This window comes from Microcoleus sp. F4-D5, from assembly GCF_036704885.1.
In the GTDB taxonomy this organism is placed as follows: Bacteria; Cyanobacteriota; Cyanobacteriia; order Cyanobacteriales; family Microcoleaceae; genus Microcoleus.
Genome location: NZ_JAUBSX010000035.1, coordinates 27,151 through 51,358, shown reverse-complemented (window position 1 = coordinate 51,358; position 24,208 = coordinate 27,151). Strand labels below are relative to the sequence as shown.

At 46.7% G+C, this 24,208-nt stretch carries 24 protein-coding genes; 12 read left to right on the top strand and 12 right to left on the bottom strand.

Annotated features, from left to right (window positions below; genetic code table 11):
* Positions 1 to 5: 5 nt before the first annotated feature.
* Positions 6 to 641: an imidazole glycerol phosphate synthase subunit HisH gene (gene hisH / locus QUA80_RS17735; RefSeq protein ID WP_333426436.1), complete on the bottom strand. Its 636-nt coding sequence runs from the start codon at positions 639 to 641 to the stop codon at positions 6 to 8.
* Positions 642 to 686: 45 nt separating this feature from the next.
* Here hisH and QUA80_RS17730 point away from each other — a divergent pair, with 45 nt between their 5' ends.
* Positions 687 to 1,208, top strand: a complete 522-nt coding sequence (locus QUA80_RS17730) for a pyroglutamyl-peptidase I family protein (protein ID WP_333426435.1) — start codon at positions 687 to 689, stop codon at positions 1,206 to 1,208.
* Positions 1,209 to 1,321: 113 nt separating this feature from the next.
* On the opposite strand, the gene QUA80_RS17725 is transcribed toward QUA80_RS17730, so the two are convergent.
* The 4 genes from QUA80_RS17725 to lgt form a co-directional block, all read right to left on the bottom strand.
* Positions 1,322 to 1,804, bottom strand: coding sequence for a flavin reductase family protein (locus QUA80_RS17725; RefSeq protein ID WP_333426434.1), 483 nt, complete (start codon positions 1,802 to 1,804; stop codon positions 1,322 to 1,324).
* A gap of 152 nt (positions 1,805 to 1,956) precedes the next feature.
* Entirely contained in the window at positions 1,957 to 2,793 is an 837-nt protein-coding gene (locus tag QUA80_RS17720) for a dienelactone hydrolase family protein (protein ID WP_333426433.1), read from the bottom strand.
* 78 nt (positions 2,794 to 2,871) lie between these two features.
* Positions 2,872 to 3,708 (bottom strand): precorrin-4 C(11)-methyltransferase, encoded by an 837-nt coding sequence (gene cobM, locus QUA80_RS17715; protein WP_333426432.1) that lies wholly within the window; start codon positions 3,706 to 3,708, stop codon positions 2,872 to 2,874.
* Between the two features lie 120 nt (positions 3,709 to 3,828).
* The gene (gene lgt / locus QUA80_RS17710; RefSeq protein WP_333426431.1) at positions 3,829 to 4,722 is read right to left on the bottom strand and encodes a prolipoprotein diacylglyceryl transferase; all 894 of its coding nucleotides are present in this window, start codon (positions 4,720 to 4,722) and stop codon (positions 3,829 to 3,831) included.
* A 314-nt stretch (positions 4,723 to 5,036) separates the two neighbouring features.
* Here lgt and rlmN point away from each other — a divergent pair, with 314 nt between their 5' ends.
* On the top strand, positions 5,037 to 6,152 hold the full coding sequence (gene rlmN / locus QUA80_RS17705; RefSeq protein WP_333426430.1) for a 23S rRNA (adenine(2503)-C(2))-methyltransferase RlmN: 1,116 nt from the start codon (positions 5,037 to 5,039) through the stop codon (positions 6,150 to 6,152).
* Between the two features lie 338 nt (positions 6,153 to 6,490).
* Here the strand turns inward: rlmN and QUA80_RS17700 are convergent, their stop codons facing one another.
* The 3 genes from QUA80_RS17700 to QUA80_RS17690 all read right to left on the bottom strand — a co-directional run bounded on the left by QUA80_RS17700 (position 6,491) and on the right by QUA80_RS17690 (position 9,235).
* Positions 6,491 to 7,525 carry a class I SAM-dependent methyltransferase gene (locus QUA80_RS17700; RefSeq protein WP_333426429.1) on the bottom strand — a complete coding sequence of 345 codons (1,035 nt, stop codon included), beginning with the start codon at positions 7,523 to 7,525 and terminating at the stop codon, positions 6,491 to 6,493.
* 200 nt (positions 7,526 to 7,725) lie between these two features.
* Positions 7,726 to 8,397, bottom strand: a complete 672-nt coding sequence (gene purN / locus QUA80_RS17695) for a phosphoribosylglycinamide formyltransferase (RefSeq protein WP_333426428.1) — start codon at positions 8,395 to 8,397, stop codon at positions 7,726 to 7,728.
* Positions 8,398 to 8,659: 262 nt separating this feature from the next.
* Positions 8,660 to 9,235, bottom strand: a complete 576-nt coding sequence (locus QUA80_RS17690; RefSeq protein ID WP_333426427.1) for a GNAT family protein — start codon at positions 9,233 to 9,235, stop codon at positions 8,660 to 8,662.
* A gap of 59 nt (positions 9,236 to 9,294) precedes the next feature.
* Here QUA80_RS17690 and QUA80_RS17685 point away from each other — a divergent pair, with 59 nt between their 5' ends.
* Complete coding sequence (locus QUA80_RS17685) at positions 9,295 to 10,185, top strand: sugar ABC transporter permease (RefSeq protein ID WP_333426426.1); 891 nt, start codon at positions 9,295 to 9,297, stop codon at positions 10,183 to 10,185.
* 122 nt (positions 10,186 to 10,307) lie between these two features.
* Here QUA80_RS17685 and QUA80_RS17680 read toward each other — a convergent pair whose 3' ends face one another.
* The gene (locus QUA80_RS17680) at positions 10,308 to 10,901 is read right to left on the bottom strand and encodes a DJ-1/PfpI family protein (protein WP_333426425.1); all 594 of its coding nucleotides are present in this window, start codon (positions 10,899 to 10,901) and stop codon (positions 10,308 to 10,310) included.
* Between the two features lie 78 nt (positions 10,902 to 10,979).
* Here QUA80_RS17680 and QUA80_RS17675 point away from each other — a divergent pair, with 78 nt between their 5' ends.
* The gene (locus QUA80_RS17675) at positions 10,980 to 11,345 is read left to right on the top strand and encodes a hypothetical protein (RefSeq protein WP_333426424.1); all 366 of its coding nucleotides are present in this window, start codon (positions 10,980 to 10,982) and stop codon (positions 11,343 to 11,345) included.
* Positions 11,346 to 11,513: 168 nt separating this feature from the next.
* Here QUA80_RS17675 and QUA80_RS17670 read toward each other — a convergent pair whose 3' ends face one another.
* A complete protein-coding gene (locus QUA80_RS17670) occupies positions 11,514 to 11,660 on the bottom strand; it encodes a photosystem I protein PsaX (RefSeq protein WP_265238824.1) in 147 nt (48 codons plus the stop codon).
* Between the two features lie 125 nt (positions 11,661 to 11,785).
* Positions 11,786 to 12,742 (bottom strand): lipoyl synthase, encoded by a 957-nt coding sequence (lipA, locus tag QUA80_RS17665; RefSeq protein ID WP_333426457.1) that lies wholly within the window; start codon positions 12,740 to 12,742, stop codon positions 11,786 to 11,788.
* A 198-nt stretch (positions 12,743 to 12,940) separates the two neighbouring features.
* On the opposite strand from lipA, the gene QUA80_RS17660 reads away from it, so the two are divergent.
* The 4 genes from QUA80_RS17660 (at position 12,941) to QUA80_RS17645 (ending at position 16,701) form a co-directional block, all read left to right on the top strand.
* Positions 12,941 to 13,489, top strand: a complete 549-nt coding sequence (locus QUA80_RS17660; RefSeq protein WP_333426423.1) for a response regulator — start codon at positions 12,941 to 12,943, stop codon at positions 13,487 to 13,489.
* A gap of 2 nt (positions 13,490 to 13,491) precedes the next feature.
* Positions 13,492 to 13,671, top strand: a complete 180-nt coding sequence (locus tag QUA80_RS17655; protein ID WP_333426422.1) for a hypothetical protein — start codon at positions 13,492 to 13,494, stop codon at positions 13,669 to 13,671.
* Between the two features lie 104 nt (positions 13,672 to 13,775).
* Positions 13,776 to 14,870 (top strand): PfkB family carbohydrate kinase, encoded by a 1,095-nt coding sequence (locus QUA80_RS17650; protein ID WP_333426421.1) that lies wholly within the window; start codon positions 13,776 to 13,778, stop codon positions 14,868 to 14,870.
* A 76-nt stretch (positions 14,871 to 14,946) separates the two neighbouring features.
* Entirely contained in the window at positions 14,947 to 16,701 is a 1,755-nt protein-coding gene (locus tag QUA80_RS17645) for a Rieske (2Fe-2S) protein (protein WP_333426420.1), read from the top strand.
* Between the two features lie 171 nt (positions 16,702 to 16,872).
* On the opposite strand, the gene QUA80_RS17640 is transcribed toward QUA80_RS17645, so the two are convergent.
* Complete coding sequence (locus tag QUA80_RS17640; RefSeq protein WP_333426419.1) at positions 16,873 to 18,600, bottom strand: CapA family protein; 1,728 nt, start codon at positions 18,598 to 18,600, stop codon at positions 16,873 to 16,875.
* Between the two features lie 948 nt (positions 18,601 to 19,548).
* On the opposite strand from QUA80_RS17640, the gene QUA80_RS17635 reads away from it, so the two are divergent.
* The 4 genes from QUA80_RS17635 (at position 19,549) to QUA80_RS17620 (ending at position 24,197) form a co-directional block, all read left to right on the top strand.
* Complete coding sequence (locus QUA80_RS17635; protein ID WP_333426418.1) at positions 19,549 to 20,748, top strand: HEAT repeat domain-containing protein; 1,200 nt, start codon at positions 19,549 to 19,551, stop codon at positions 20,746 to 20,748.
* Between the two features lie 239 nt (positions 20,749 to 20,987).
* Positions 20,988 to 22,064 carry a glycosyltransferase family 4 protein gene (locus QUA80_RS17630; RefSeq protein ID WP_333426417.1) on the top strand — a complete coding sequence of 359 codons (1,077 nt, stop codon included), beginning with the start codon at positions 20,988 to 20,990 and terminating at the stop codon, positions 22,062 to 22,064.
* A 40-nt stretch (positions 22,065 to 22,104) separates the two neighbouring features.
* On the top strand, positions 22,105 to 22,866 hold the full coding sequence (gene map, locus QUA80_RS17625) for a type I methionyl aminopeptidase (protein WP_333426416.1): 762 nt from the start codon (positions 22,105 to 22,107) through the stop codon (positions 22,864 to 22,866).
* A 401-nt stretch (positions 22,867 to 23,267) separates the two neighbouring features.
* On the top strand, positions 23,268 to 24,197 hold the full coding sequence (locus QUA80_RS17620) for an LD-carboxypeptidase (protein WP_333426415.1): 930 nt from the start codon (positions 23,268 to 23,270) through the stop codon (positions 24,195 to 24,197).
* Positions 24,198 to 24,208 lie beyond the last annotated feature (11 nt).

Here is a 24,208-nt window from a genome sequence, read left to right as displayed (position 1 = left end):
ATCGCCTAAGCGGCGACTTTTTCCCTCACCTGACTGACAAAATTTGACAGCATTTGCAATCCCGTACTCGAAGACTTTTCCGGGTGAAATTGCACGGCCATCAGATTGTCTTTAGCTATAGCCGCCGTCACGTTTTGACTGCCGTGAGTCACCATTGCCGATCGCACTTCCCAATCAACTGGATCGACATAAAAAGAATGCACGAAATAAACCCAAGGATCGGACGGTAAATTTTGCCACAGCGGCAAATCCGGCTGAGTTAATTGCAATTGATTCCATCCCATGTGCGGAATTGTCAAACCCGGTTCCGACCGAAATCGGCGCACTTTTCCGGCAATTACGCCCAATCCCGGTTCTACACCTTCTTCGGAACTTTCAAACAGAATTTGCAAACCCAAACAAATGCCTAAAAAAGGTTTTCGCGAGGCGATCGCCCTTTTTATCGGTTCTATCAAATTGCGCGATCGTAAATTCTGCATTGCCGGGTCAAACGAACCAACTCCCGGCAAAACCACCGCATCAGCCTGCTCGATTATAGCAGGAGAATCTGTAATTTTTGGCACTGCACCCACATTTTCCAAGCCTTTACAGACCGAGTGCAGATTTCCCATGCCATAGTCCACTACTGCAATGACAGACATTGACTTACTGCCTTATATTATCAATATCAGTATTATTGCACAAATATGACGGCGAAAATCCTGCTAACCTCTTTTGATACTTGGCTTCCCCATCAGAAATCAAACTCTTCGGACGACTTATTAGCCAAGATTTCCCAGATCGAATCTTTGCCTGATTCCCTGACTTTTTTGAGGAAACTGCCAGTAGATTTCCAGCTAGCACCTTATTTAGCGATCGCCAAAATCAACCAACTCCAACCCGATACTATTATCTGCTGCGGCATGGCAGAAAGTCGGCAAAAATTAACCGTAGAATCTTGCGCTTGCTGCGATAGCGACATTCTGAAAACAGCAGTTAATCTCGAACCGCTAGTCGCTGATTTAGCTGCAACAGAAATCAGCCACGAAGCCGGAAAATTTGTATGCGAAGCCCTGTATTATGCGGTTTTAAAACATATTTGCGATTCTCAAATAGCCGCTAAATGTATTTTCGTCCACGTACCAATTTTAACTCCAGACAACACTGACAGAATAGTCGCTGATTTTTTATTAGTTATGCGCCGCCTAACTCTCGCAGCTAATAAATAAGTCGCTCTAATTCAACATAAAAATTTGTTTAGTATTCAGAAACCCGGACTTTTAAAGAAACCGGGTTTCTCAGTGTTAGTTTTTTTTACTAACAACTGCCAACTGCCAAGTCATTAGCCGCCGTAATTCCAACCGGTGCTTTCTAGCAGCAACGGATTGCCTTCTCGGTGGACGCCCGCAGCCAAAACTTCTCCCACATAAACCGTGTGATCCCCGTGTTCCACAGCGCCGACAACTTTGCACTCGACGTAACCCAGAGAGTCTGAGATAATCGGACAACCAGTTTCCGCGCCGGGATAAAATTCTACATCCTCAAATTTATTGCCAACGCGGCGCTGCTGCTTGAAGAATTTCTGGGCTAAGTCTTTTTGCCCTGCTTCTAGGAAACTCAAAGCAAAGACACCGCTGGCTTTGATCATGCTGTGGGATTTGGAGTCTTGTTTAACGCAGTTGACAACTAAGGGAGGGGTAAAAGAAGATTGCATCACCCAGCTAGCGGTGAAACCGTTGACTTCCTCCCCGTCTTTGACACCGCAGATGTACAATCCGTGAGGGATTTTCCGCAAGATGGTCTTTTTAGCTTGTTCGTCTAGCACGGGCTTACCTGTTCGATCGATAATTCTACACCGCTCAGTTTACCAATGTCGGGCCCACAAACCCACCTGTCTTAAGGGCTATTCGCTAATATTGCCTTTTTCGATCCCAAACTTGACACCAGTTTTAAGTGACAATTAACAACTCAAAACTATTATGAAACTCCGTGCTTCTTAAACCAATCTTGCATCTGTTTCCAAGCATCCTTAGCTTCTTTTTCCCGGTAAGTGGGGCGATAGTCGGCGTTAAAACCGTGCGGCGCATCTGGATAAAGCACAATTTCCGAACCGCTGCTGCCAGTTTTGAGAACTTGCAGCATTTTCTCGACTGTATCGTTGGGAATTGACTCGTCTTTGCCGCCGTAAAGCCCCAATACAGGCACTTTCAAAGTTGCTGCAATGTCGATCGGCTGTTTGGGAGTTAAAGCCGTAGAATTGCCAACCAAACGCCCGTACCAAGCCACTCCAGCTTTGACTTTCGGGTTGTGAGAAGAGTACAGCCAAACAATTCTGCCACCCCAGCAAAATCCTGTAATTCCCAACTTATTAATATTGCCTTTTCCTGACTTTTGTGCCCACTCTACGGTAGCATCTAAATCGGACATAACTTGAGCGTCAGGAACTTTCGAGACAACTTTACTAATAATTTCTTGGATGTCGGTGATTTTAGAAACATCACCTTGACGGGCAAACATTTCTGGGGCGATCGCTAAATAACCTAATTTGGCAAAACGGCGGCAAATATCTTGAATGTGTGCGTGAACTCCGAAGATTTCTTGAATTACTAAAATTACTGGAAAATTGCTACCGCTGGCTGGCATTGCTCTGTAGGCTGGAATTGAGCCTTCTTTTACCGTAATTTTTACCTCACCTGCTGTTAAACCAGCAGCATCGGTATTGATAACGCCAGCCGCAATAGGATGAACTGCTAAGGCAAATCCGGCGCTTAATGCGGTGACAGTGATAAATTGTCTGCGAGTTAAATCAGTCATGGCGATTTTAGATTTTAGATTTTAGATTTTAGATTGGGGGATTAAGAACTGGGTATTGGGCATTGGTAATTGGTTATTTCATAATTGCTCCTTCTTCCCTCTTCCTTCTTCCTTCTTCCTTCTTCCTTCTTCCTTCGATGGTCGGAAAAGCCGATCGTGCTCTGGATGGTACAAGCGCGATCGCCCTTCTGCTGATTTTCCCAACGCCGGACTAATGACATACATTGTCGTTCTGATCAAATTATTTTCGCGCGTAGCAACGGCCATTTTGTCAAGGGGAACTAGCACAATTTTTTCATCCGGCCAGCCCAACCGATAACAAATCGCTACAGGCAAATCCGATGGGTAATGTTCCATCAATTTAGCTTGAGCTTGTTCGACATGGCGGGCGCTCAAATACAGGCACAAACTCGCTTGATGAGCCGCTAAACTCGCCAATTCTTCGCGTTCGGGTACTTCGGTTCTGCCGCTAATTCGCGTCAAAATAATTGTCTGCACAACTCCCGGAACTGTCAACTCAATTTTAAGTTTAGCCGCCGCAAGTTGGAAAGCGCTAATTCCCGGGATTACCTCAAAAGCAATTCCCTCGGAGGCCAAAGCTTGCATTTGTTCGCCGACAGCCCCGTAGAGACAGGGATCGCCGGAATGGAGGCGGACGACGCTTTTTCCGGCGCGCACTCGTTCCACCATCAAAGGTACAATCTCTTCGAGGGTCTTATCCGCAGTTTGGATCGCTTCAGCATCTGCGCGCACCCCCTGCAAAATTTGCTCTGGGACTAGCGAGTCAGCAAATAATATGACATCAGCAGCAGCCAGTAATTTTTGAGCCTTAACAGTCAACAAATCCGGGTCTCCCGGGCCTGCACCTACAATGTATACCCTTGGAATTAGGGCTTCAATCTCTGTCAAACTCATGGCTGCTAAAAAATTTGCTAAATTTACGGACGCTTCCGGATGTACCTATTTTGGTTGGAAGTAAGGGATGGTAGATGCACCCTGGTTTTGAACCCTAGAGACTAACCTCTCTGGGGTTTTTTATTTATCCTCTGGGGATTTCTGAGCGATCTTTGCCCGATCGCTATTGGGTGAGACAACATCGGGCAAAGGTCGATCGAGCAAATAAAGCCAAGCTAACCCGCCCAACCCTAAAATCATTCCAGTCAAGCTTACCATCTGTGCCGTCCGCAGCGGCCCGAACATCAAACTATCAGTCCGCAACCCTTCAATCCAGACTCGACCGCAACTGTAAGCTGCGATGTAAACCAAAAATAAAGCACCAGTTTTCAAGCGAATTTTGCCCTGCAAATCGCGAAAAAATAAAGTCAGAAGCAACCCAAATACTGTCAAATTCCACAGGGATTCGTAGAGAAATGTGGGGTGGAAGTATTCAAAATTAGCATAGGCGGGCGGGCGGCTGTTTGGCGGAATATAGAGTTTCCAAGGCAAATCCGTAGGACTGCCAAAAGCTTCCGAGTTAAAGAAATTTCCCCAGCGTCCGATCGCCTGACCGAGAATTGCCGAAGGCGCGATTAAATCTGCCAATTGCCAAAAAGAAACTCGCTGGATTTTCGCAAAAATTAAAGCTGCGATCGTACCACCCAAAATCGCCCCGTGAATGGCTATTCCGCCTTTCCAAATCGCAATAATATCCTCTGGCCTCTGCGCGTATTGCGGCCACTCGAAAGCCACGTAATAAATTCGAGCACAGGGAATAGCGGCCAGAACCAGCCAAATTGCCAAATCACCCAACAATTCCGGGTTGACGCGGCGTTTTTGGGCCAAGTATTGGGACAGGCTGACCCCAATCAAGACGGCAGAAGCTATTAACAGCCCGTACCAGCGAATGGCTACGGGGCCAAGTTGAAAGATAATTGGGCCCGGCGATGTAAATTGAAACGCTAAGGGCAGCGCAAGAATATTTAACACCATAAAAGTTGCATTAATTGTGATGGAAAGCCGTCAAATTTGCATACCCTTTAACAAACTCCAGAGTTTATTTTAGGTGGCTGCGGTCATTTACACGCAATATTTGGGGAATTTTGCCAAAAAAGAAGGAAGAAGGAAGAAGGAAGAAGGAAGAAGGAATACCGCATGGGGAAAAGGCCATTAAGAACGTCCCAACCGTCGGGCGCGGTTGCTTGCTATACCTTGTGGCTTCTGCATAAGTGGCTTGAGGAGGATTAAGAGCCGCTTTGGTCGAGAAGTTTTAATATAGAGAGTGGCTTTAAATTTTCTGATGACCTATGTCTCCTACGTTCGTTTCTCAGGTGTACTCTTCTGGTAATTCCAGGGGTGCGAATCAGTCTCGCAAGACTGCTGCTTTGGCTGTTGAGTCGGGTAAAATTCCGCCCTTGCTGGGCGCGAGTTTAGCTGAGTTAACGGAGTGGGTACAGCAACAGGGACAACCGGCATATCGGGGAAAGCAGTTGTATCAGTGGATTTATGAGAAAGGTGCGCGATCGATCTCTGACATTTCTGTATTCTCGAAACAGTGGCGCGAGACTGTTGCTAAAATCCCGATCGGGCGATCGACCATTCACTATCGATCGGTCGCACCAGACGCCACGGTAAAGTATCTCTTAAAATTGGCCGACGGTCAAATCATTGAAACAGTCGGCATTCCCACAGAAAAACGGCTGACTGTGTGCGTCTCAGCCCAAGTTGGCTGCGCGATGGGCTGCGACTTTTGCGCTACCGGAAAAGGCGGTTTCAAGCGCAATTTAGAAAAACACGAAATCGTCGATCAAGTCTTGACAGTACAGCAAGATTTCGGCCGCCGAGTCAGTCACATCGTATTTATGGGAATGGGCGAACCCCTGCTGAATTTCGATAATGTTGTAGCTGCTGTCAAGTGTTTGAATCAAGACGTAGGAATTGGACAGCGAAACATCACCGTTTCCACAGTAGGAATTCGCAATCGCATCAGCCAACTAGCCGAACATCAACTGCAAGTTACCCTCGCCGTCAGCCTCCACGCTTCCAATCAAAGATTGCGCGAAGAGTTAATTCCCAGCGCCCGCCCTTATCCTTTGGGCGAGTTAATCGCAGAATGCCGCGAATATGTGCGATCGACTGGGCGCAGATTGAGTTTTGAATACGTACTTTTAGCAGGTGTGAATGACTTGCCGGAACACGCAGCCGAGTTAGCAACTCACTTGCGCGGTTTTCAGTGTCACGTCAATTTGATTCCTTACAATCCGATTCAGGAAGCTGATTATAAGCGACCGACTCCCAATCGAATTAACAGTTTCGTTGCGACTTTGAAGGAAAAGAAAATTGCAGTTAGCGTGCGGTATTCTCGCGGCTTAGAAGCAGATGCCGCCTGCGGACAATTGCGGCGATCCGAGGTGGAGAATTAAATTTTTAACCGCTAATTGCTATTGTCTTAGGGTGCGTCACAAGGCGTTATCTTCTATTATTAAAAATGTGAATTATGACGCACCCTACTACTAAAAAAATCAACTATAAGCTGAGGCAAATCTGTATTTTAGCGTTAAGCTTGATGAAATTCTTGTGGGGTGTCCCGCCCAAAAATACACTTTATATCAAATCCGGTAGCATCGGACTTAATATTGCCCGCAGCTTTCGAGACGGCTTGGCCTAAGTCCCTACAATTAATCGCGGTAGGGACTTAGGCCAAGCCGTGTCCTCTATATAATTCCGGTGCAACCGGAAACGATATTAGATACAGGACAATTTACAAGCGTTTAAGCAGTATCCACCGCAACTCTAACGGCGGTGTTTCTTGCAGGGGAAATAAATCGCGCCCGCTAGCCCAAGTCACAAACCAAGGTGTCGGCGGCCACGCAGAGTCAGGCAAATGTTTTTGTTCGTATTCAATCACAGATTCATCTGAAATAATTTCTAACGGCAAACCCTCTATTGCTGCTTGCAATTCTTCTCTGGTAATCAGATACGACCAACACAATTCAGACATTTGTTTTGTCATCTCGTCGGGTTCGTACCCATCTACAGCTAAGAAAGTGCTGAATAAGATAAACCCGCCGCTTAAAACGGCATCGGACATTTTGCCGAGGAACAGGCGGACTTGTTCGGGGTAGCGGAAATGAGAGAGAACTTCGGTAGCAATGGCTAATTTGTACCGATAAGTTTTCATCCTCAATAATGGGTCTAAAACGTCGCCTTGGGTGACATTTATCGGCAAGTTTTCGGCGGTTGCTGCTGCTGATAGTTTCTCGGCAAATATCGGTGTTAGTTCGATCGCATCCACGGAATGGCCTAACCTTGCTAAAGGCAGGCTATTGCGCCCTGGGCCCGCACCAACATCTAAAATAGGTGCTTTTCCCGGTTCGCCTAATTCAGCGGCAGTGGCGATAACTTTGGCATCGGGATGGCTGCCGAATAAAGGTTCGGGGCGAATATCCGGCCAGGTATGATATTTCTGGGCCATCGATTCGACTTGAATCTTGGTATTCAGAGTAATGCCGCCGGCTAAACCGCTTTGGGCATTGGCGGGAAAATATGAGACTATTAGATTAGCGTGGGGGGAATTTTTGAATCCTTCTGTTAAGGCGTTGGCGATTAATGTTCGCAAGTTTTCGGTTTGGGCAGCGTCAATATTTTGCCCGAGAATGTTTAAGAAGTCTGAGAGTAATTTAAGATAGTCGTCTAGCATCGATGGCAAGCAAGGCAGATAAAATTCTCCCTTGATGCCGATGTTCTTTTTAAGCCTTTCTTTGAGAATTAATTTCAGGCGATTCGAGTCTGTCATTCGATTTTAGATTTTAGATTTTAGATTTTAGATTGACTCTCGCATTGAATCTGGGATCTAGAACAAGACTCTAAAATTTTGATCTTTTCAGCACTTAAGTCATTCGCAACTATCCGTTTTTGGGCGGAGTCAGCGGCGGGTCTGTTTCGGGTGATTCGCTGACGGGCAATTCCGGGATAGATGCGGCACTGGTGAGGTTTTTAGTCACAATATTTTCGATTAGATTCGGCAATAAGTGCAAGAGCACCCAGCATAATCTTGTGCTCTTGCACCTGAATTCTCGCGTGCAGCGTTTCTGCAGTATCATCAGGCAATACCGGCACCGCAGCCTGCATTAAAATCGGCCCGCTGTCTACTTCTAAACGGGCGATATGCACCGTACATCCGGTGATTTTAACCTTAGCGGCCAGTGCTTGCTCCACCGCGCGAATTCCTGGGAAACTTGGCAGTAAGCTGGGGTGAATGTTAATAACGCGATCGGGAAAAGCATCGAGCAAAACTTTGGTAACAATTCGCATCCAACCCGCCATCACTACCCATTCTACATCATATTCTTGGAAAGTTTTAACAATTTTTGTATCTAATTCTTCGCGGCTTTTGCAGTCGCGGTGATTGAGCAGAATCGAGGGAATGCCGTATTTTTCGGCTCTGGCTGCGGCTTTGGCTTCGGGGTTGTTGTAAATTAATACTGGGATTTGAGCGTTGAGTTGTTGGTTTTGGATGGATCGGGCAATTACCTCGAAGTTGCTGCCGCTTCCTGATGCTAAAACTCCTAATTTTAAGGGAGGATGGGCCGGATAGATCCCACTTTTGCCAATCTCAGGAGAAATCAGGCAGGCATTGGAATTAATAGATACTGGATTAGCGGTCATTCGATTTTAGATTTGAGATTTGAGATTTTGGATTGACTTGCGCGAGATAAATTCGAGGGCGTGAGGATTTTAGATTTTGGATTGATTCCACGGATCGATCGCGTGGCGGGTACCACCTTTGAAATTCTCGGTCATCAAGATAAAAACTATTCACTCGTATTCTACTATAGAGGTAAAGGGTAAGGTGTGCTTCGGCGCACTCTACATCGAGATATTGCCTCCGTCTTAAGTATATTTTATTCTGTCACTTACTGATTTAACCTTATTCTACAATATTATCAAAAAACTCTTCCCTGAGAATCGAATAAATTTTCAGATCCCAATATTTGTCTTTCACAAATAGGTGCTGTCGCAATATCCCTTCCAATTGCATCCCCACTTTTTCCATCACCCGAGCGGAAGCAATATTGTTAACTTCACATCGAGCCATAATTCGATTCAGCAACATCTCCCGAAAGCCGAATTCAATCACTGCATTGACAGCCTCGCTCATGTATCCTTCGCCCCAATATCTCCTAGAGAGTGCGTAGCCAATTTCCGCGCGGCTGTGCGTCATGCTCCATTCCACAAATCCGCAAGTTCCGATAAACTTTTTCTCAGCTTTATGGACGAGTCCCCAATCTACAAGCTCTCGTCTTTTGTACATTTTAGTAAGTGACCTGAGAAAGTATTTAGTGTCTTCGATCGAGGTGTGAGTTGACCACATTGTGTATTGTGATACTTCGGGGTTTGAGGCATACTCAAACATATCGCTGGCATCGTTTAAAGTAATTTTTCGGAGCAGGAGCCTTTCAGTTTCTATAGTGGGTAAATGAGCTAATATATCGAGAAGGTTCATTTTGACGTTGACCTATATTGTGATACCATTTAAAACTAAAAGCTAAAATTTACAAGCCAATGGTTCGGATAAAATTTGGGCGTTTTAACTGGTTGGATAATGATTCGATCGCAGCTTGGACTTTCCTGGCCCCAGCTTTGCTGTTGCTGGGTACTTTTTTGATTGGGCCGATCGCCTATTTATTTTACCTCAGCTTTACCAGCGGCAGCTTTACCCAGTCTGGAGTGCGTTGGATTGGCTTCAACAACTACTGGCGTATAGTCACAAACCCGGATTTCTGGCAAATTCTCCAAAATACGCTCTATTTTACTACTGCGACAGTCATTCCCAGTTTAGTGATTCCATTGGGCTTAGCAGTTTTGCTAAATCGCTCGTTTGCTTGGCGAGGAGCTCTCCGCACCGCTTATTTTATTCCTTCGATTACCTCTTTAGTTGCAGTTGGCTTGGGTTGGCGGTGGTTGTTTCAAACCGAAGGCCCGGTGAATAGTGTGTTAATGGCGATCGGCTTCAATCCAATTCCTTGGCTTAGCAGCACAGTTTGGGCAATGCCAGTGATAATTCTGCTCAGTATTTGGAAACAATTAGGCTTTAATATGGTAGTATTTATAGCAGGATTGCAAGCAATTCCGGTAAATCGTTACGAAGCAGCAGAACTGGATGGAGCTAATGCTTGGCAGCAATTTTTGTACATCACTTTACCCGGTTTGCGACCGACTTTAGTATTTGCTACCGTCACTACTGCTATTTTTACCCTGCGGAGTTTCGAGCAAGTTTACGTCATCACCGGCGGCGGCCCTTTGAACTCTACTAATTTGCTAGTTTATTATATTTACGAGCAAGCTTTTTCGCAATTTGATTTTGGCTATGCAGCAGCAGCGGCAACTTTCCTGATGGCTGTAGCTTTGCTATTAGTCTATTTACAACTAAAAGTTTGGGGCGAAGATGCTTGATATCACGTCCGGTAGCATCCTTTGTGTATGGGCGGGGCGGGTTTACGAGATTGTTTGTTTTAGTCGTAGATAGTTGGTAAAACCCGCCCCTACGCGCAAATTATGCAATTCCCAATGCCTAATTACCCATTCCCAATTTTATACTCCATGTGCTCTGCTGTTCGTTCAGCTTGTGCTGTTCCCAAAAGCTTGCCGACAACGTGCAAAGACATATCAATTCCCGCAGCAATTCCCCCAGAAGTGATGATTTTGCCGTTATCTACAAATCGCTGGTTTTCGATAATAGTTGTGTTGGGCGCTAATTTTTTCAATAAATCCAATGCCTGATGGTGGGTAGTTGCTGCCAAACCTTCCAACAAGCCAGCTTTTGCTAAAAGCAGCGAACCCGTACAGACAGAAAGCACTAATTCTGCTGTTGGCGCAGAATCTTTTATCCAATTAATAACTGCTGAATTATCGATCGACTTTCTCGTACCTTGTCCTCCCGGTACAATTAAAATATCCGGTGGCGGACAATCGGAAATGGTGCTGTCGGGATTTACACTCAAACCGTTGCGGGCGCTGACAGCACCGGGATGTTCGGCTACGGTAGAGACTGCAAAAGGTCGCTCGCCCTTACTTAATTCTGATGTCACCGAAAACACTTCAAAAGGGCCAGCAAAGTCCAGTACCTCGACATCATCGAACATTAAAATAGCTACGTTCCTAGTTGCCATAAGACCTACTTCTGATAGAGGCAACAAATCTCGGCGATTTGTTATCTTAGAACTGGTATAATTTAAATTATTAAAGCTATGCCGAAAAATATTCGCCATCGCGCCCTAACAATCTGTCTTTTGTGTCTGGCTTGCGCCTTAGCAATTGCTGTTGCGCCAATTGTCACGCCCGCTCAATCCGCAAGTCAATTAGAATTTCGTATTACTCAATTAGAAAGTCAAATTTCTGAACTCAGAGGACAAATCTACAGTTTGCAAAACCAAGGTTCTAGAGTTAACCGGCCTCTGTCTCCTAGCCTTCCGAGTTCTGGTAGGACAAATCCTAGAGTGCGGTCGGGAGACCCGATGTTTGATAATTTAGCAACTTTGGTAATTGAAACGAAGCAAGATGTTATCAAAATTCAAGAGCGGTTGTCAAAGCTAGAAGCGTCGAGAAATCGTTAGAGAAGTCATTAGTTAGAAGGATGAAGGAAGAGGGAAGAAGTCAGCAGTTATTAGTTAGAAGGATGAAGTCATATTCTCGCCAACTCAAAACTCAAAACTCTCCCTCTCTCCCTCTCTCGGACGTTGAGGTCGAGAACAGCAGGGTCTGCTAAAAATCAACTTGCAGAACTATTCAATGATATGGAAATAATAGGCTGCAACCAGAAAATTGATCGCTAACAGCCCCAAAAACCAAGCCGCGCGAAACGTGTAAGGGAATTTGCCCGTTTTCATCACGGAGTCGGATTTTAATTGGTTCTTCGCTATCTCTGCCATAAGTAAAGCTCCTAATTCATAAGTCACTCTATTTACAAATAGCAGAGAGCGTCGCACTTATGCACAATCCTCTAGAGTTATTTTTTGTAACAAGGAGTTTATACCGAGTTAAATTCTGATGAATTTCACTCGCTCTCTCCGGCGTGGTAGGAACTGCGGACGAGAGGCCCCGATCGCACGCGCTCAAACCCCATCTCCCGGGCGATCGACCCAAAACGGTCAAATTCGGCCGGCGTCCAGTATTTGCGCACTGGGAGGTGATCTAGAGACGGTCTCATGTATTGACCGAGGGTGAGCCGATCGCACTTGGCGTCCCGCAAATCGCTCATCGCTTCGACTATCTCGGCTTCGGTTTCCCCGTGCCCCAACATCAAACCGGATTTGGTGGGAATAGTTGGGTCATATTGCTTAACAATACGCAGAACGTCGATCGAGCGATCGTACTTCGCCCCCCTCCGCACCGGCCCTTGCAACCGGCGCACCGTCTCAATATTGTGGTTGTAACAAGCCGGTTTAGCCTCCACCACCGTGCGAATCCGAGATCGCTGCAACTCATGGAGGCCGGAATTCTCCCCCTCTGAACTCCTCCCGATTCCCCCCCAAAAATCCGGCGTCAGTACCTCAACTTCAGTATGCGGGTTCAGAATGCGGATTTGGGCGATCGTCCTGGCAAACCAACCCGCACCCCCATCCGGCAAATCATCCCTAGCCACCGAAGTCAGCACCGCATAGCGCAAACCCAACAACTGCACAGCCTCGGCCACCTTTTGCGGTTCCTCCGGGTCGAGGGGCATCGGAGAATGACCTTTATCTACTTGACAAAAAGCACAAGCGCGGGTGCAAGTCGGCCCCATCAACAAAAAAGTCGCCGTTTTTTGGGCGTAGCACTCGCCCCGGTTGGGACATCGGCCCTCTTCGCAAATCGTGTGAATTTGTCGCTGTTTAATAATTTTTTGCACTTGGGAAAGTTCGCTAGCTTTGCCAACGGGCCTGCGCAACCACTGCGGCATCGCCTCGATTTCACCCCGCATTTGGGCGGTAATTGCTTTGACTGTAGGAGTTTGAGGAGTTTGGGGCGACATATAATGAAGTGGCAATTGATTTAATTCCTTCGATCGTATCCGAAATCAAAGCCCCTGAACTTGTAGGAGTCTCACCCTAAACCAGAATCCCGCCGAGGTGCAACAAAACTAAACTCGCCCAGAATTATGGGTAGAATTCTGTTAGGGATATACTGAAGGTTGCAAATCATCACTCATTCATTACTGAAGGAGTCAGTCGTGGCTGGTCAAAAAATCTTGGTAATCGATGACAGTAAAGTCATCCGCGTCCGAGTCCGAGAGATGTTGCCTCAGGGTAACTTTGAAGTTTTAGAAGCAAAAGACGGCGAAGAGGGACTCAAACTGATCCGTCAAGCCCGTCCCAATCTAATTATGTTAGATTTCCTACTGCCGAAAGTCAGCGGTTGGGAAGTTTATCAAAAAGTGCAAGCCCATCCGGAGCTTTCTAAGATACCTTTAGTGATCATGTCGGGCCGCGAAGAAGAGGTGATGGAAAAAATTCCGAAACCCTTCGAGAAGCATTTTTTTGCATTCATCGCCAAACCCTTTGAGAAGAAGCAGCTAACCGAGGCAATCAAATCGGCGATGGTGCTGGCCAAAAAGAAACCGGTGCCGGAAGCCCCAGCCGCCGCTGCACCCACTTCTGGAGCGGGCGCGGCCGAAATTCAGGCGATGACTGTGAAAATGGCGAAAATGCAAGCGGAAATTGATGCACTCAAAAAACAAATGACTCAGGTAATTACGATCATCAAACAGAAATTGAAATAATTTTGCTGTTTTTTGAAGGCACTTATGTAGAAGGAAACTTCCACACCGTAAAACTTTCTCTTGAGTCTGAATGGCTGCGCTTTTATCCGCATTTTTTTGCCCAATTGTTTGAGCGAGTGCGATCGCCAACAGCCTGCAACTGGTTTCTTAAAATCCCAGTCAGAAAATCAATTAAAAGTTGAAAATCAAACAAGGGAGGAAATTAATTATTAATTTATATTAGGATTTTTAATTCCCGCTCGTTCCACGCTCAACAATCAAATCCTCAGTCTCATTTTTTTGGTTAATGACTAACGACTATTCCGATTTTTTGCCTCAACTGCGTGCCTCAACTGAGCAATTATTGAAAAGATTAGACTGCTTCCATCGAGCGCAGGTATTAGCGATCGGAGATTTGACCTTGGACGAGTTTCTTACCGGACAAGTAGAGCGAATTTCCCGCGAAGCGCCTGTGTTGATTTTGCGCTACGAAAATACTCAGCAAGTACCCGGAGGTGGCGCAAATGCTGTCTATAATTTAGCCAAACTGGGAGGCCAAGTAAAAGTTGCTGGTTTGGTGGGAAAAGACGACCAGGGAAAGGCTTTGTGCGGTATTTTTGAGGCGGCGGGAATTGATACGGCTGGGATTTTAATCGATTCGCAGCGTCCAACTGTGACCAAAACTCGAATTTCCGGGCACGCGCGGCAGTCTGTGACTCAGCAAATTGTCCGAGTCGATCGCAAATCGGACGAGTTGCCGGATTTAGATTTGCAGTTGCAACTGGCAGACTACATCCGGCAGCAAATACCGACAGTAGATGCAGTGGTTTGTTCCGACTACGGCGACGGAGTTTTGACTCGTTTGGCGATCGAATCGGCAGTGGTTCCCGGCAAAACCATTGTAGACGCTCAAACAAATTTGCAGCGATATTCTGGAGCAATGTTATTTACTCCGAACTTGCCAGAAGCCGAGCAAGCCGTCGGATATCCTATCAAAAACCCTCAAACTTTAATGCAAGCAGGACGCGATTTGTTGAACTTAACTCAAGCTCAACAAATCCTGATAACTCGCGGCGAAGAAGGGATGACTTTGTTTGAAAGGGCGAACGGCGCAGAAATCAAAAATTCACCCCCTCCAACATCCATTTGTGAAAAGGGGGAATTTGCAATTCAAAGTTGGGACATTCCCCCTTTTAACAAGACTGATGTATTCGACGTAACCGGTGCTGGAGATACAGTTGTAGCAGCAATGACTTTAGCTTTGTGCGTCGGTGCATCCGGTTGGGAAGCGGCAGTTTTGGGCAATTTGGCGGCTAGTATTGTCGTGCGTCAATTCGGTACGGCGACAACAACGGTAGAGGAGATGAAAGAAGCTTTGCGATCGCTGATGAATCTGGAATGAGTCGAAAACACTAACCTTATGGCGATCGATCGAGATTGAGTTAATCTAGTTTATATATAAATTAGTTTAAAAACTTATGGCTGAGACTTCAGGCTATTACGTTTGCGCTGCGAAACTTGCAGAAGTCGAGACAAAGGGCAGTTTGTTAGTGAATTTGGAAAAACAGACGATCGCCCTTTTTTACTCAAACGATCGGGTGTACGCGATCGACAACCGCTGTCCCCACATGGGTTTTCCCCTCAACGGCAGCACTTGCAAAGATGGCATAGTCACCTGTCCTTGGCACTACGCCCGCTTTGATGTCGCCAGCGGGGGTACTTTTGACTCTTGGGCCGACGACGTGCGATCGTTCCCGGCGGAAATTCGCGACGGGGAAGTTTGGGTAAATTTAGCACAACAGCTTGACCCTTACGCCCACCAGCGCCAGCGACTTCAAGATGGGTTAGAACAAGGAATTTCCCTAGTCATCGCCAAGTCAGTGATTGCCTTGCTAGATCTGGGGGCAACTGCCAGCGAACCTTTCCAAATCGGATTAGAATTTGGCACGCGCTACAACAAATCGGGATGGGATACGGGTTTATCGATCCACACCTGCTTGATGAATATCCTGCCTTATCTAGATCCAGAAGACCGACCCCCCGCCCTCTATCAGGGACTTTCGGCAGTGGCCCGCGATAGTGCAGGCGCACCTCCTCACTTTGCCGTTCACCCCTTGCCTAATTCTGAGGTTGATCCAGAGACACTCAAAAGCTGGTTCCGGCAATTTATTGAAATCAGAGACAGTGAAGCGGCGGAACGATGTTTGTTGACAGCAGTACGCGCGCCTCTTGAACGAGAACAAATTGCTGATATGCTGTTTGCGGCCGCTACTGACCACCGCTACATTGATGTCGGTCACAGCCTCGACTTTATTAACAAGGCGTTAGAAGCCCTGGATGCAGTGAATTGGGAAGGGGCAGAAACTGTTTTCGCGAGTTTGGTGGCTGGTTTGGCGAATGCGGCGCGCATGGAAGAGTCGAGTTCTTGGCGCTATCCTGTGGATGTGGTGGCAATTTTAGAATCAGCGATGGCGAAATTGCCGGCAGCTTTAGAAATGGGCCGATCGCACCGGGGCAATTGGTTGGGAAGAGAACAGTTAATTCCGATGTTGTTGGGCGAAGATGTATTGGCGATCGTCGATGCACTTTTAACTGCCTTGAAAGAAGGTTGTAGCGAAGCAGAATTAGCTAGTGCAGTCACTTATGCTGCTGCCCTCCGCGTAGCCCGGTTTAATACGAATAACGACCACAGCGACTGGAATTCAGCGCACCATCCCTTTACCTTTGCGAATGCGGTGCATCAAGGATTGCGGCGATCGCCTTCAATAGAGTTGCTGCGGGGAGTTTTCGATGCAGCGATCGGCGTATATCTCAACCGTTTCTTAAATGTACCGCCTGCGCGACTTCCAGAACCAACAGATGTAGTTGAGAATCCAGAAGAATTGCTCAAACAACTGCCCGACTTGTTGGACAGACAGCAACAGGTGAATCAAGTCGGTAAATTAGTTGCAAAATACTTATATAGCGGTGGCAAATCGGAACGGTTGATGGCAGTTTTAGGAAAACTGATGCTGCGGGAAAATCGGGATTTCCACGTTATTCAGCAGGTAGAAGCGGCATTTCGCCAGTATGCTTTATTAGAGAATGCGGGCGATCGCGTTGTGGTATTGGTAGCGGCGGCAAGGTATTTAGCCGCCCATGCCCCGACAGTGCGATCGCAAGCACAAACTTATCAAATGGCCGATCGATTGCACAGGGGCGATCGCTTATTTGAGGATTCACCGGAAGTATAGCTTCTGGTCATAACTCACATCTTGCACCAATATCAATAATCTTTTTTTGGGCGGGCAGGATGCCCACCCCACAAGACAACTCATTCTTGGTGGAACAGGCATCTTGCCTGTTCTTGAGAATGCTGAAAGATGTGATTCATAACTCACTTCTTCGGTCAATAATTGCCCCGATCATTTCTTGGAAATTATCCCCTTGTCATCAATTTTCAAACCGCTATTGGGAAAATCGCTCTTTGTCAAACGGTCAATCAACCCCACAGTCCTAAAATTGTTATCAACAGCCGGAACACCTCGCCCGTCAAGTTGAATGGGAATAATCTTACCAGAAACAAAATCCCCTTGCGGAGTCATTTTCACATCCAAAATTAGAGATTTACCGAGTGCTCCTGCTGTGGACAGAGTGCGATAACCCAAAAAATTTCCCAGGGAATAAGCAATCAATTTCCCTTTATAAAGTTCCATCGCACGGGGAACGTGCGGGCCGTGTCCCAAAATCAAATCTGCTCCCGCATCAATCATCGTCCGCGAAAACAAAACCATATTTCCCCGGTTTTCTCCGTAAAAAAACTCAGTTCTATTTCTCACATTGATAGCTCCAGTTCCTTCAGCTCCAGCATGAACTGATATCACTACAATATCAGCCTTTTCCTTAGCTTTTTTGACTACTTCGGCTCCCGCTTTCAGTTCCAGCAAAGAATTGTGAACTTCGCCGTAGTTGCTGAAACCGATAAAGGCAAAATTCACCCCCTTGACATTTTGATAAACAATTTGATCTCTTTTCCCAACAGCCTTCATGCCGTTGCTGTCGATGTTTTTAATCGTGTCATTAAATCCTTGCTCGTTAAAATCGTAAGAGTGATTGTTGGCAACATTCAAAATATCAAAACCAACATCTTTGAAAATTTTGGCATAACTCGGAGGCGTCCTAAAGGCAAACAGCATTCGTCCGCCGCCTGCTTTGGAACTGTAAGGATAATCGGTCATCGTGCTTTCAAAATTGCCAAACAGAATATCAGCTCCTTTGAGGTACGGTTTTACCGACTCTAATAACATCTCTTTTTTTGCCGGCAGTTTGTTGTAGGGATAATTTGTGCCGGGGATCATGTCACCAACTGCTTTGATGCTGACAGTGGCGGGCACGGTGGCAGGTTTTTGGGCAGCCGGAGAGGGCGATTTTGGAGCGGGAAGGGGTTTGGCTGCGGCTGCTGGTGCTGGTGTCGAGATCGCTTTTTGTACCGCAGGCTTTGACGTTAGAGGGTTAATAGTAGCGGTACTTGAGGATTTGTAAAGTTGAGAAGCCAGAACCAAGCCGGATATCGGTACGATAATTAGACTCAGAGCACCGACTGACAGCCCAGATTTCTTAGTTTTAGTGCCTGCTAACTCGGGCTGCGGTGATGGCTTTTTCTGCCTTTGGTTTTGAGGTTTTGGAGTTGAGATTTTAGGGGGTTGGGGCGGAGATTTTTTTGGTGTTTGAGGGGGTGCAGTTGTGACATTTTGAGTTTTTTCTAGCTTGGGCAAAGTCACAGGAATTGGAGCAGCGGGTAGACTCGCGGCTGTTGCACTCACGGCTACTGGTTCGCTCACGGGTGCGGGAGTCAAGCGTTTTTTAAATTCTACCGTCTGAGTCCAAGCGGGCAATTGCTGGCCGCCCCGCCGCCCGTAAACTGTTACGGAGTAAATGTTATTTGGTTGCAGCCGCTGCAATCCTTTGACGGCGACTCGGAGACAGGCTTCTTCTGCGGGCAATTGTTCTGCTTCCAGCAGCAGGTGCAGGGTGTCATTTTCTAGGCTGGCTTTAGCCGTAACCCCGAAGCTTTCGAGCGCTTGGCCGATCAGAAATGCGATCGCCCTGGCATCGCCTTCTTTTGCTAAATTTAAAATATCTTGTTGGCTCACAAATGCCTCTACTCTCTCACACTAGAAATTTAGCTCGATCTTATATCAAATTTGGCGGCACAGAATTAAATACCGATTGATTTAACTTAAGTAAGTGGGTACAAATAAACAGAACGCTGGCAAAGGGGCGTGCGTGAAAGGCTCTACTGGCTGTCACTATAGCTTCTAACTAAATTCGACCCTGCTTTTACAAGATAAAAAAAATTTTGGCGCTTGATTGCTGAATACAATATTTCCTAACGGTTATGTTAGTCGATCGCGCAAACACTTCTATCCGGCATAATTGCCCCCCTTGCAATTAACATCGGTCAAATCAGCGATCTCTTTCTTAGTACCAGGGAAAATCACCAGCCCTGAAATTAATCAGATTGACAGTCTCGCGCCCAGATTAAGACAAAAACGATCGGCTTGCCCGTTCTGAAGCTTGTTAAACTCTCGATCGTGCCACGCTACAGTGACAGGACTGACGCATCGGAACCGGTGAAACCGGGGTTTTTACCGAATCTGACGTTTACAACCCTTCTTTTCGTAAAAAAACCCGGTTTCTAAACAATCCTGCGTCCATGACTGAGTGAGAAATCGACGGCGAGCAACAATCGCCCGCCCGCACCCCGGAAGTCCCGCCAGGCCGTTTCGCTTGCGGCGCGGCGCCTGCACGGCACTTAGCTGAGGTTGCTGAGGTGAGCAGCAATCAACTTTGTGGATGCGGTTGCTTTACCGGCAGCCACCGATGTAGTTCGTTTCAAACTAATTATTTAAAGAAGTTGCACGTCAATGACACAATTGTGCTTATGATATCCGCCTCGCTCTCACCTCAAACCAGGATTTTTTGCGAGTCTGGTGCTATTTGTGAATTAGTTGGGCGCATAGCAGCTAGGATCGAGCTAACTCAAGGTTACACTAAAGCTCGTCATGCGGCGTTGCCTCTCAAAAACCCGATTGAGTCTTATGGCGTACTACCGCTCCACTCTATGTTTGTTCACTTGTATTGCCTGTCTGGGCGCTGCCTTCAGTCCAAGTGCCGAAGGAAGGCAACAGGCTATCAATGCCTCTTATCGGGCTGTTTCCCAAGAAATTGCTCAGGCGAACTCTCCCCCGGACGACCGCCAGGACTCGAATTCTCAAAAACCCTCTCCAGCGCCAGATAGAAGCAAATCTCAGCCGTCCAAAACGCCAAAATCCAATTCCAAAATCCCGAAATCAATCTCTAATTTAATCGTCATTTTGTCTCGCCAACGGGGGTTTTTAATATTGGGTTTTGCAGCAGTTGTCATCACGGCAGCGGCAGTATCTATCATGCTCAAATTAGTTAGCAGCGGCGAGTCACATCATTCTAAACGAAAACGGGTAAGAGCCGATCGCCAAAACCAAAGAAACTCTAGATTCACCAATCCCAATTCTCATACAAACTTGCATAACACAGGACAGCAAAACGCTTCTTTTGGGAAACAAAAACCACAACCAGCATTGCCCTACCCTGTTGATTTCCCACAGGGCTACAATCTCGACACTAGCGATCTATCTTTATCGGGGAGCCGGGAATCGGGGGAACCAGAATCCGATGATGCAGGAGTCGAGGGCGATCGAATAAATTCCGACACAGTGCCCTTGGAAACTAACAGCAACGGCTACAGTGACACAGGTTTCAACATTCCCGAAACAATTAATCGAGCCGATTCGCTAGCAAGTCGGAAGAAAGATATTTCCCTTCCCGAAACGGATGGCAGACCTAAAGTTGATCTTATCGAAGCACTGATTGAAGATTTGCAGCACTTAAATCCGGTAAAGAGACGCAAAGCAATTTGGGAACTCGGCCAGCAGGGAGATTCCAGAGCAGTTGAGCCGTTGCTCGATTTGCTACCGAATTCCGACTCGAAGCAGTACAGTTTAATTTTGGCAAGTCTTTCAGAAATTGGCATTCGCACGCTCAAACCCATGAATAATGCCTGGTCAATTTCGCTGCAAAATGAAAACCCCGAAGTGCGGAAAAATGCGATTCGCGACTTGACGCGGATTTACGAATTGGTGAATCAGATCAGTCACTGGTTGCACCGTGCAACGGACGATCCAGATCCAGAAGTTCAGGAAACTGCTCGCTGGGCAATCAATCAGTTGAACCGCATCCGTCCGCGTTCGGGGAGGGATTGATATATAGCCTTTCTCAGTAACATGAGGTACAGGTTTAGATTTTAGATTTTAGATTTTAGATTTTAGATTGGGGGATTGAGAAATTGTTAATTGATTTGTGAATACCTCACTCACTTGAGAACCGCTATATCTAGCTATTTTCAAGTAATTGGAACTTTGAAATTTGAGAGGAGAGAATTTAGAATTTAGATTGTGTTACAATTAGTGACTGCTGACAACTGACTAATGACAACTGACTAATGACTACTAACTCTTTGAAAATATTGTTCCTGTCAACTTCCGTCGGTCAACTCGGTTCGGGTTTGGGCGGCGGAGTCGAACTTACAGTCCTCAACATCGGTAAAGAATTGCACCGCAGAGGTCATACAATAGCAGTTGTAGCACCAGTAGGTTCGGTCTTAGAATCAATTCCAGTAATCGAAATAACAGGCGATTTGCAAGTAACCGCCCAAACACAAGATTACAATGCTGCTATTGTGATGCCCGCCGATGCTGTGCTGGCGAATATGTGGGAATACGCTCGCAAAGTTCAGGATGAATGGGATGTCATTGTTAACTTTGCCTACGATTGGCTGCCGTTTTATTTGACGCCATTTTTTAGAACTCCGATCGCCCATTTTATCAGTATGGGATCGCTTTCGCGATCGCTCGATCGCATTGCCGGACAAATAGCAGTAGAGTTTCCCGGCACGATCGGAGTTTACACCCTTTCCCAAGCCGAAACCTTTGCCTTTGCCGGCAAATGTCAGTTGTTGGGAAGCGGCATCGATTTATCGCTGTACGAATTTGGCAGCCAACCGGAACCCAAATTAGCTTGGCTGGGCCGCATCGCCCCGGAAAAAGGCTTAGAAGATGCAGTGGCAGCAGCGAAAATTACAGGCATTCCCCTCAAAATTATGGGCAAAATGCAAGATGAGGATTATTGGCAAAAAATTTGTGCAGATTACCCGGATGCTCCGGTAGAATATTTAGGATTTTTGACAACAACCCAAATGCAAGAGCAAGTCCGGCAGTGCCGAGCATTGTTGATGACGCCGCGTTGGGTTGAAGCTTTCGGAAATGTCGCGATCGAGGCTTTAGCGTGCGGTGTACCTGTGATTTCTTACGAGCGCGGGGGGCCGGCCGAAATTGTTCGAGACGGACTGACGGGCTTTTTAGTGGAGCCTGATAGTGTAAATGGCTTGGTAGGTGCGATCGCCCGCTTAGACCAAATTGACCGCAGCGCTTGCCGGCGACAAGCAGAGGTAGAATACTCTTTGGAAGCTTTGGGCGATCGTTTTGAACGCTGGTTCAAATCTATTCTAAAATTGAGTTAAATAAACTCTTAATCGACCAGAAAAAAAGAAAACAGAAACTATGGCAACCGAACGTTTAGTGCTTTTATCCAGTAGAGAAATAGAAAAAATGCGCCAAGCCGGTCGCTTAGCAGCTCAACTTTTGCTACATCTCGAACCGATGGTAAAACCGGGTGTCAGCACTCTCGAAATTAACGACGAAGCCGAACGCTGGACTTTGGCACACGGAGCAAAAAGCGCTCCGCTAGGTTATAAAGGATTTCCTAAATCTCTGTGTGCAAGCGTCAATGAAGTTGTCTGTCACGGCATCCCGAATGCTAAACAAATTCTTAAAGAAGGTGACATTATTAATATAGATGTAACGCCTTTAGTAGATGGTTATCACGGCGATACTTCCAAAACTTTTTTTGTCGGGAAACCTTCGCCTGTAGCTAAAAAGTTAGTGGAAGTAACTGAGGAATGTCTCAGAAGAGGAATTGCGGAAGTTAAACCGGGTGCTCGTACCGGGGACATCGGTGCAGCGATTCAAGAATATGCTGAAGCACAGGGTTTTTCGGTAGTGCGAAATTTTGCCGGGCACGGGGTTCACCGAGTCTTTCACACTGAACCGGAAATTCTGCACTACGGCAAGCGGGGCACGGGAAAGAAGCTCAGACAAGGCATGGTTTTTACGATCGAGCCGATGATTAATGAGGGTACTTGGGAAGTGGAAATTTTGGCCGACGGTTGGACTGCGATCACGCAAGATGGAAAGCTTTCGGCTCAATTCGAGCACACTCTGGCTGTTACTGATTCTGGGGTGGAAATTCTAACTTTGCCTTAGCAATCATGAACAAACAATCTGAAAAACTCACTCCTAAATCAATAATTAACCCTATCCCGTAGGGGCGGGTTCACAGAAAATTTCCGCATGAAACAGACAATCTCGAAAACCCGCTCCCACCCAACGAAATATCTAAATGTGGGTAATGTTGATGTCGATAGTCCCTGGGTTTGGGGCGGGTTTTGGAGATTGTTTGTTTTAATAGTTGATGGTTGCTAAAACCCGCCCCTACAGAATTACCGTTAATTCACAAAACACGATAAGCTGTCGCGCATTTAAGTTGTATATTCAGGGCGGGCGGGACGCTAGGGCCCCTACTCCCCACAATACGGGGAATTGTTTTTTAACAGACAATTTAAATGTAGAACAGCTTATAACAAATAACAAATAACTAATAACTAATGACTAACATAAAATTTCTGCAACCAGGAGATTTGCTCAAAGTAGTTGCCCCTAGTGGCACTTTGCGAGAATCAACCAACTTTGAAAAGGGTGTAGAAATTTGGAAATCTCGCGGCTATCGAGTTGAATTAACACCAGGTTTTGACGATCGCTGGGGCTATTTGGCAGGTTCCGACGAAAACCGCGTCCGACAGCTAGCAGATGCCCTCAATGACCCGGATTGTCGCGGTATTCTCTGTGTTCGAGGCGGTTTCGGCAGCACTAGACTTTTGGAAAAAGGAAAAGTGGGAAAGCCGGAAAACTCCCAATTTCCAACTCCCGATTCCCATTCGCCGAAATGGTTGATCGGCTTTTCCGACATTACTGCTTTGCTGTGGAATCACGAAAAATTGGGGATTTGGGGCGTTCACGGGCCGATGCTGACAACTTTGGCGGATGAACCGGATTGGTCTGTCGATCGACTTTTTGACTGCATCGAAGGTCGTCCCTTACCATCTTTGCAAGGTAAAGGATGGGGCAGCGGACAAGCCACCGGGCCGCTGTTTCCGGCGAATCTGACGGTTGCTTCTCATTTGCTCGGAACCCCGTATCAACCGGATTTGACCGGGGTTATTCTCGCATTTGAGGATGTTTCTGAGGCTCCTTACAGGGTCGATCGAATGCTGACTTTGTGGCGGATGGCGGGGGCTTTCGCAGGAGTGCGGGGCATTGCTTTGGGGCGCTTCAGCCGCTGCGAGATTGACCCGAGTATTCCCAGTTTTAGGATTGAAGAAGTTTTGCGCGATCGGCTGGGGGACTTGAATATTCCCATTGTCTCGGATTTGCCCTTCGGGCACGAGGGCGTCAACGCTGCTTTACCTATGGGAGTTACGGCTTGTCTCGACGCCGAATCGGGATTGCTGATTTGCGGCGATAAATCGCAACTTTAGAATGGGGATAA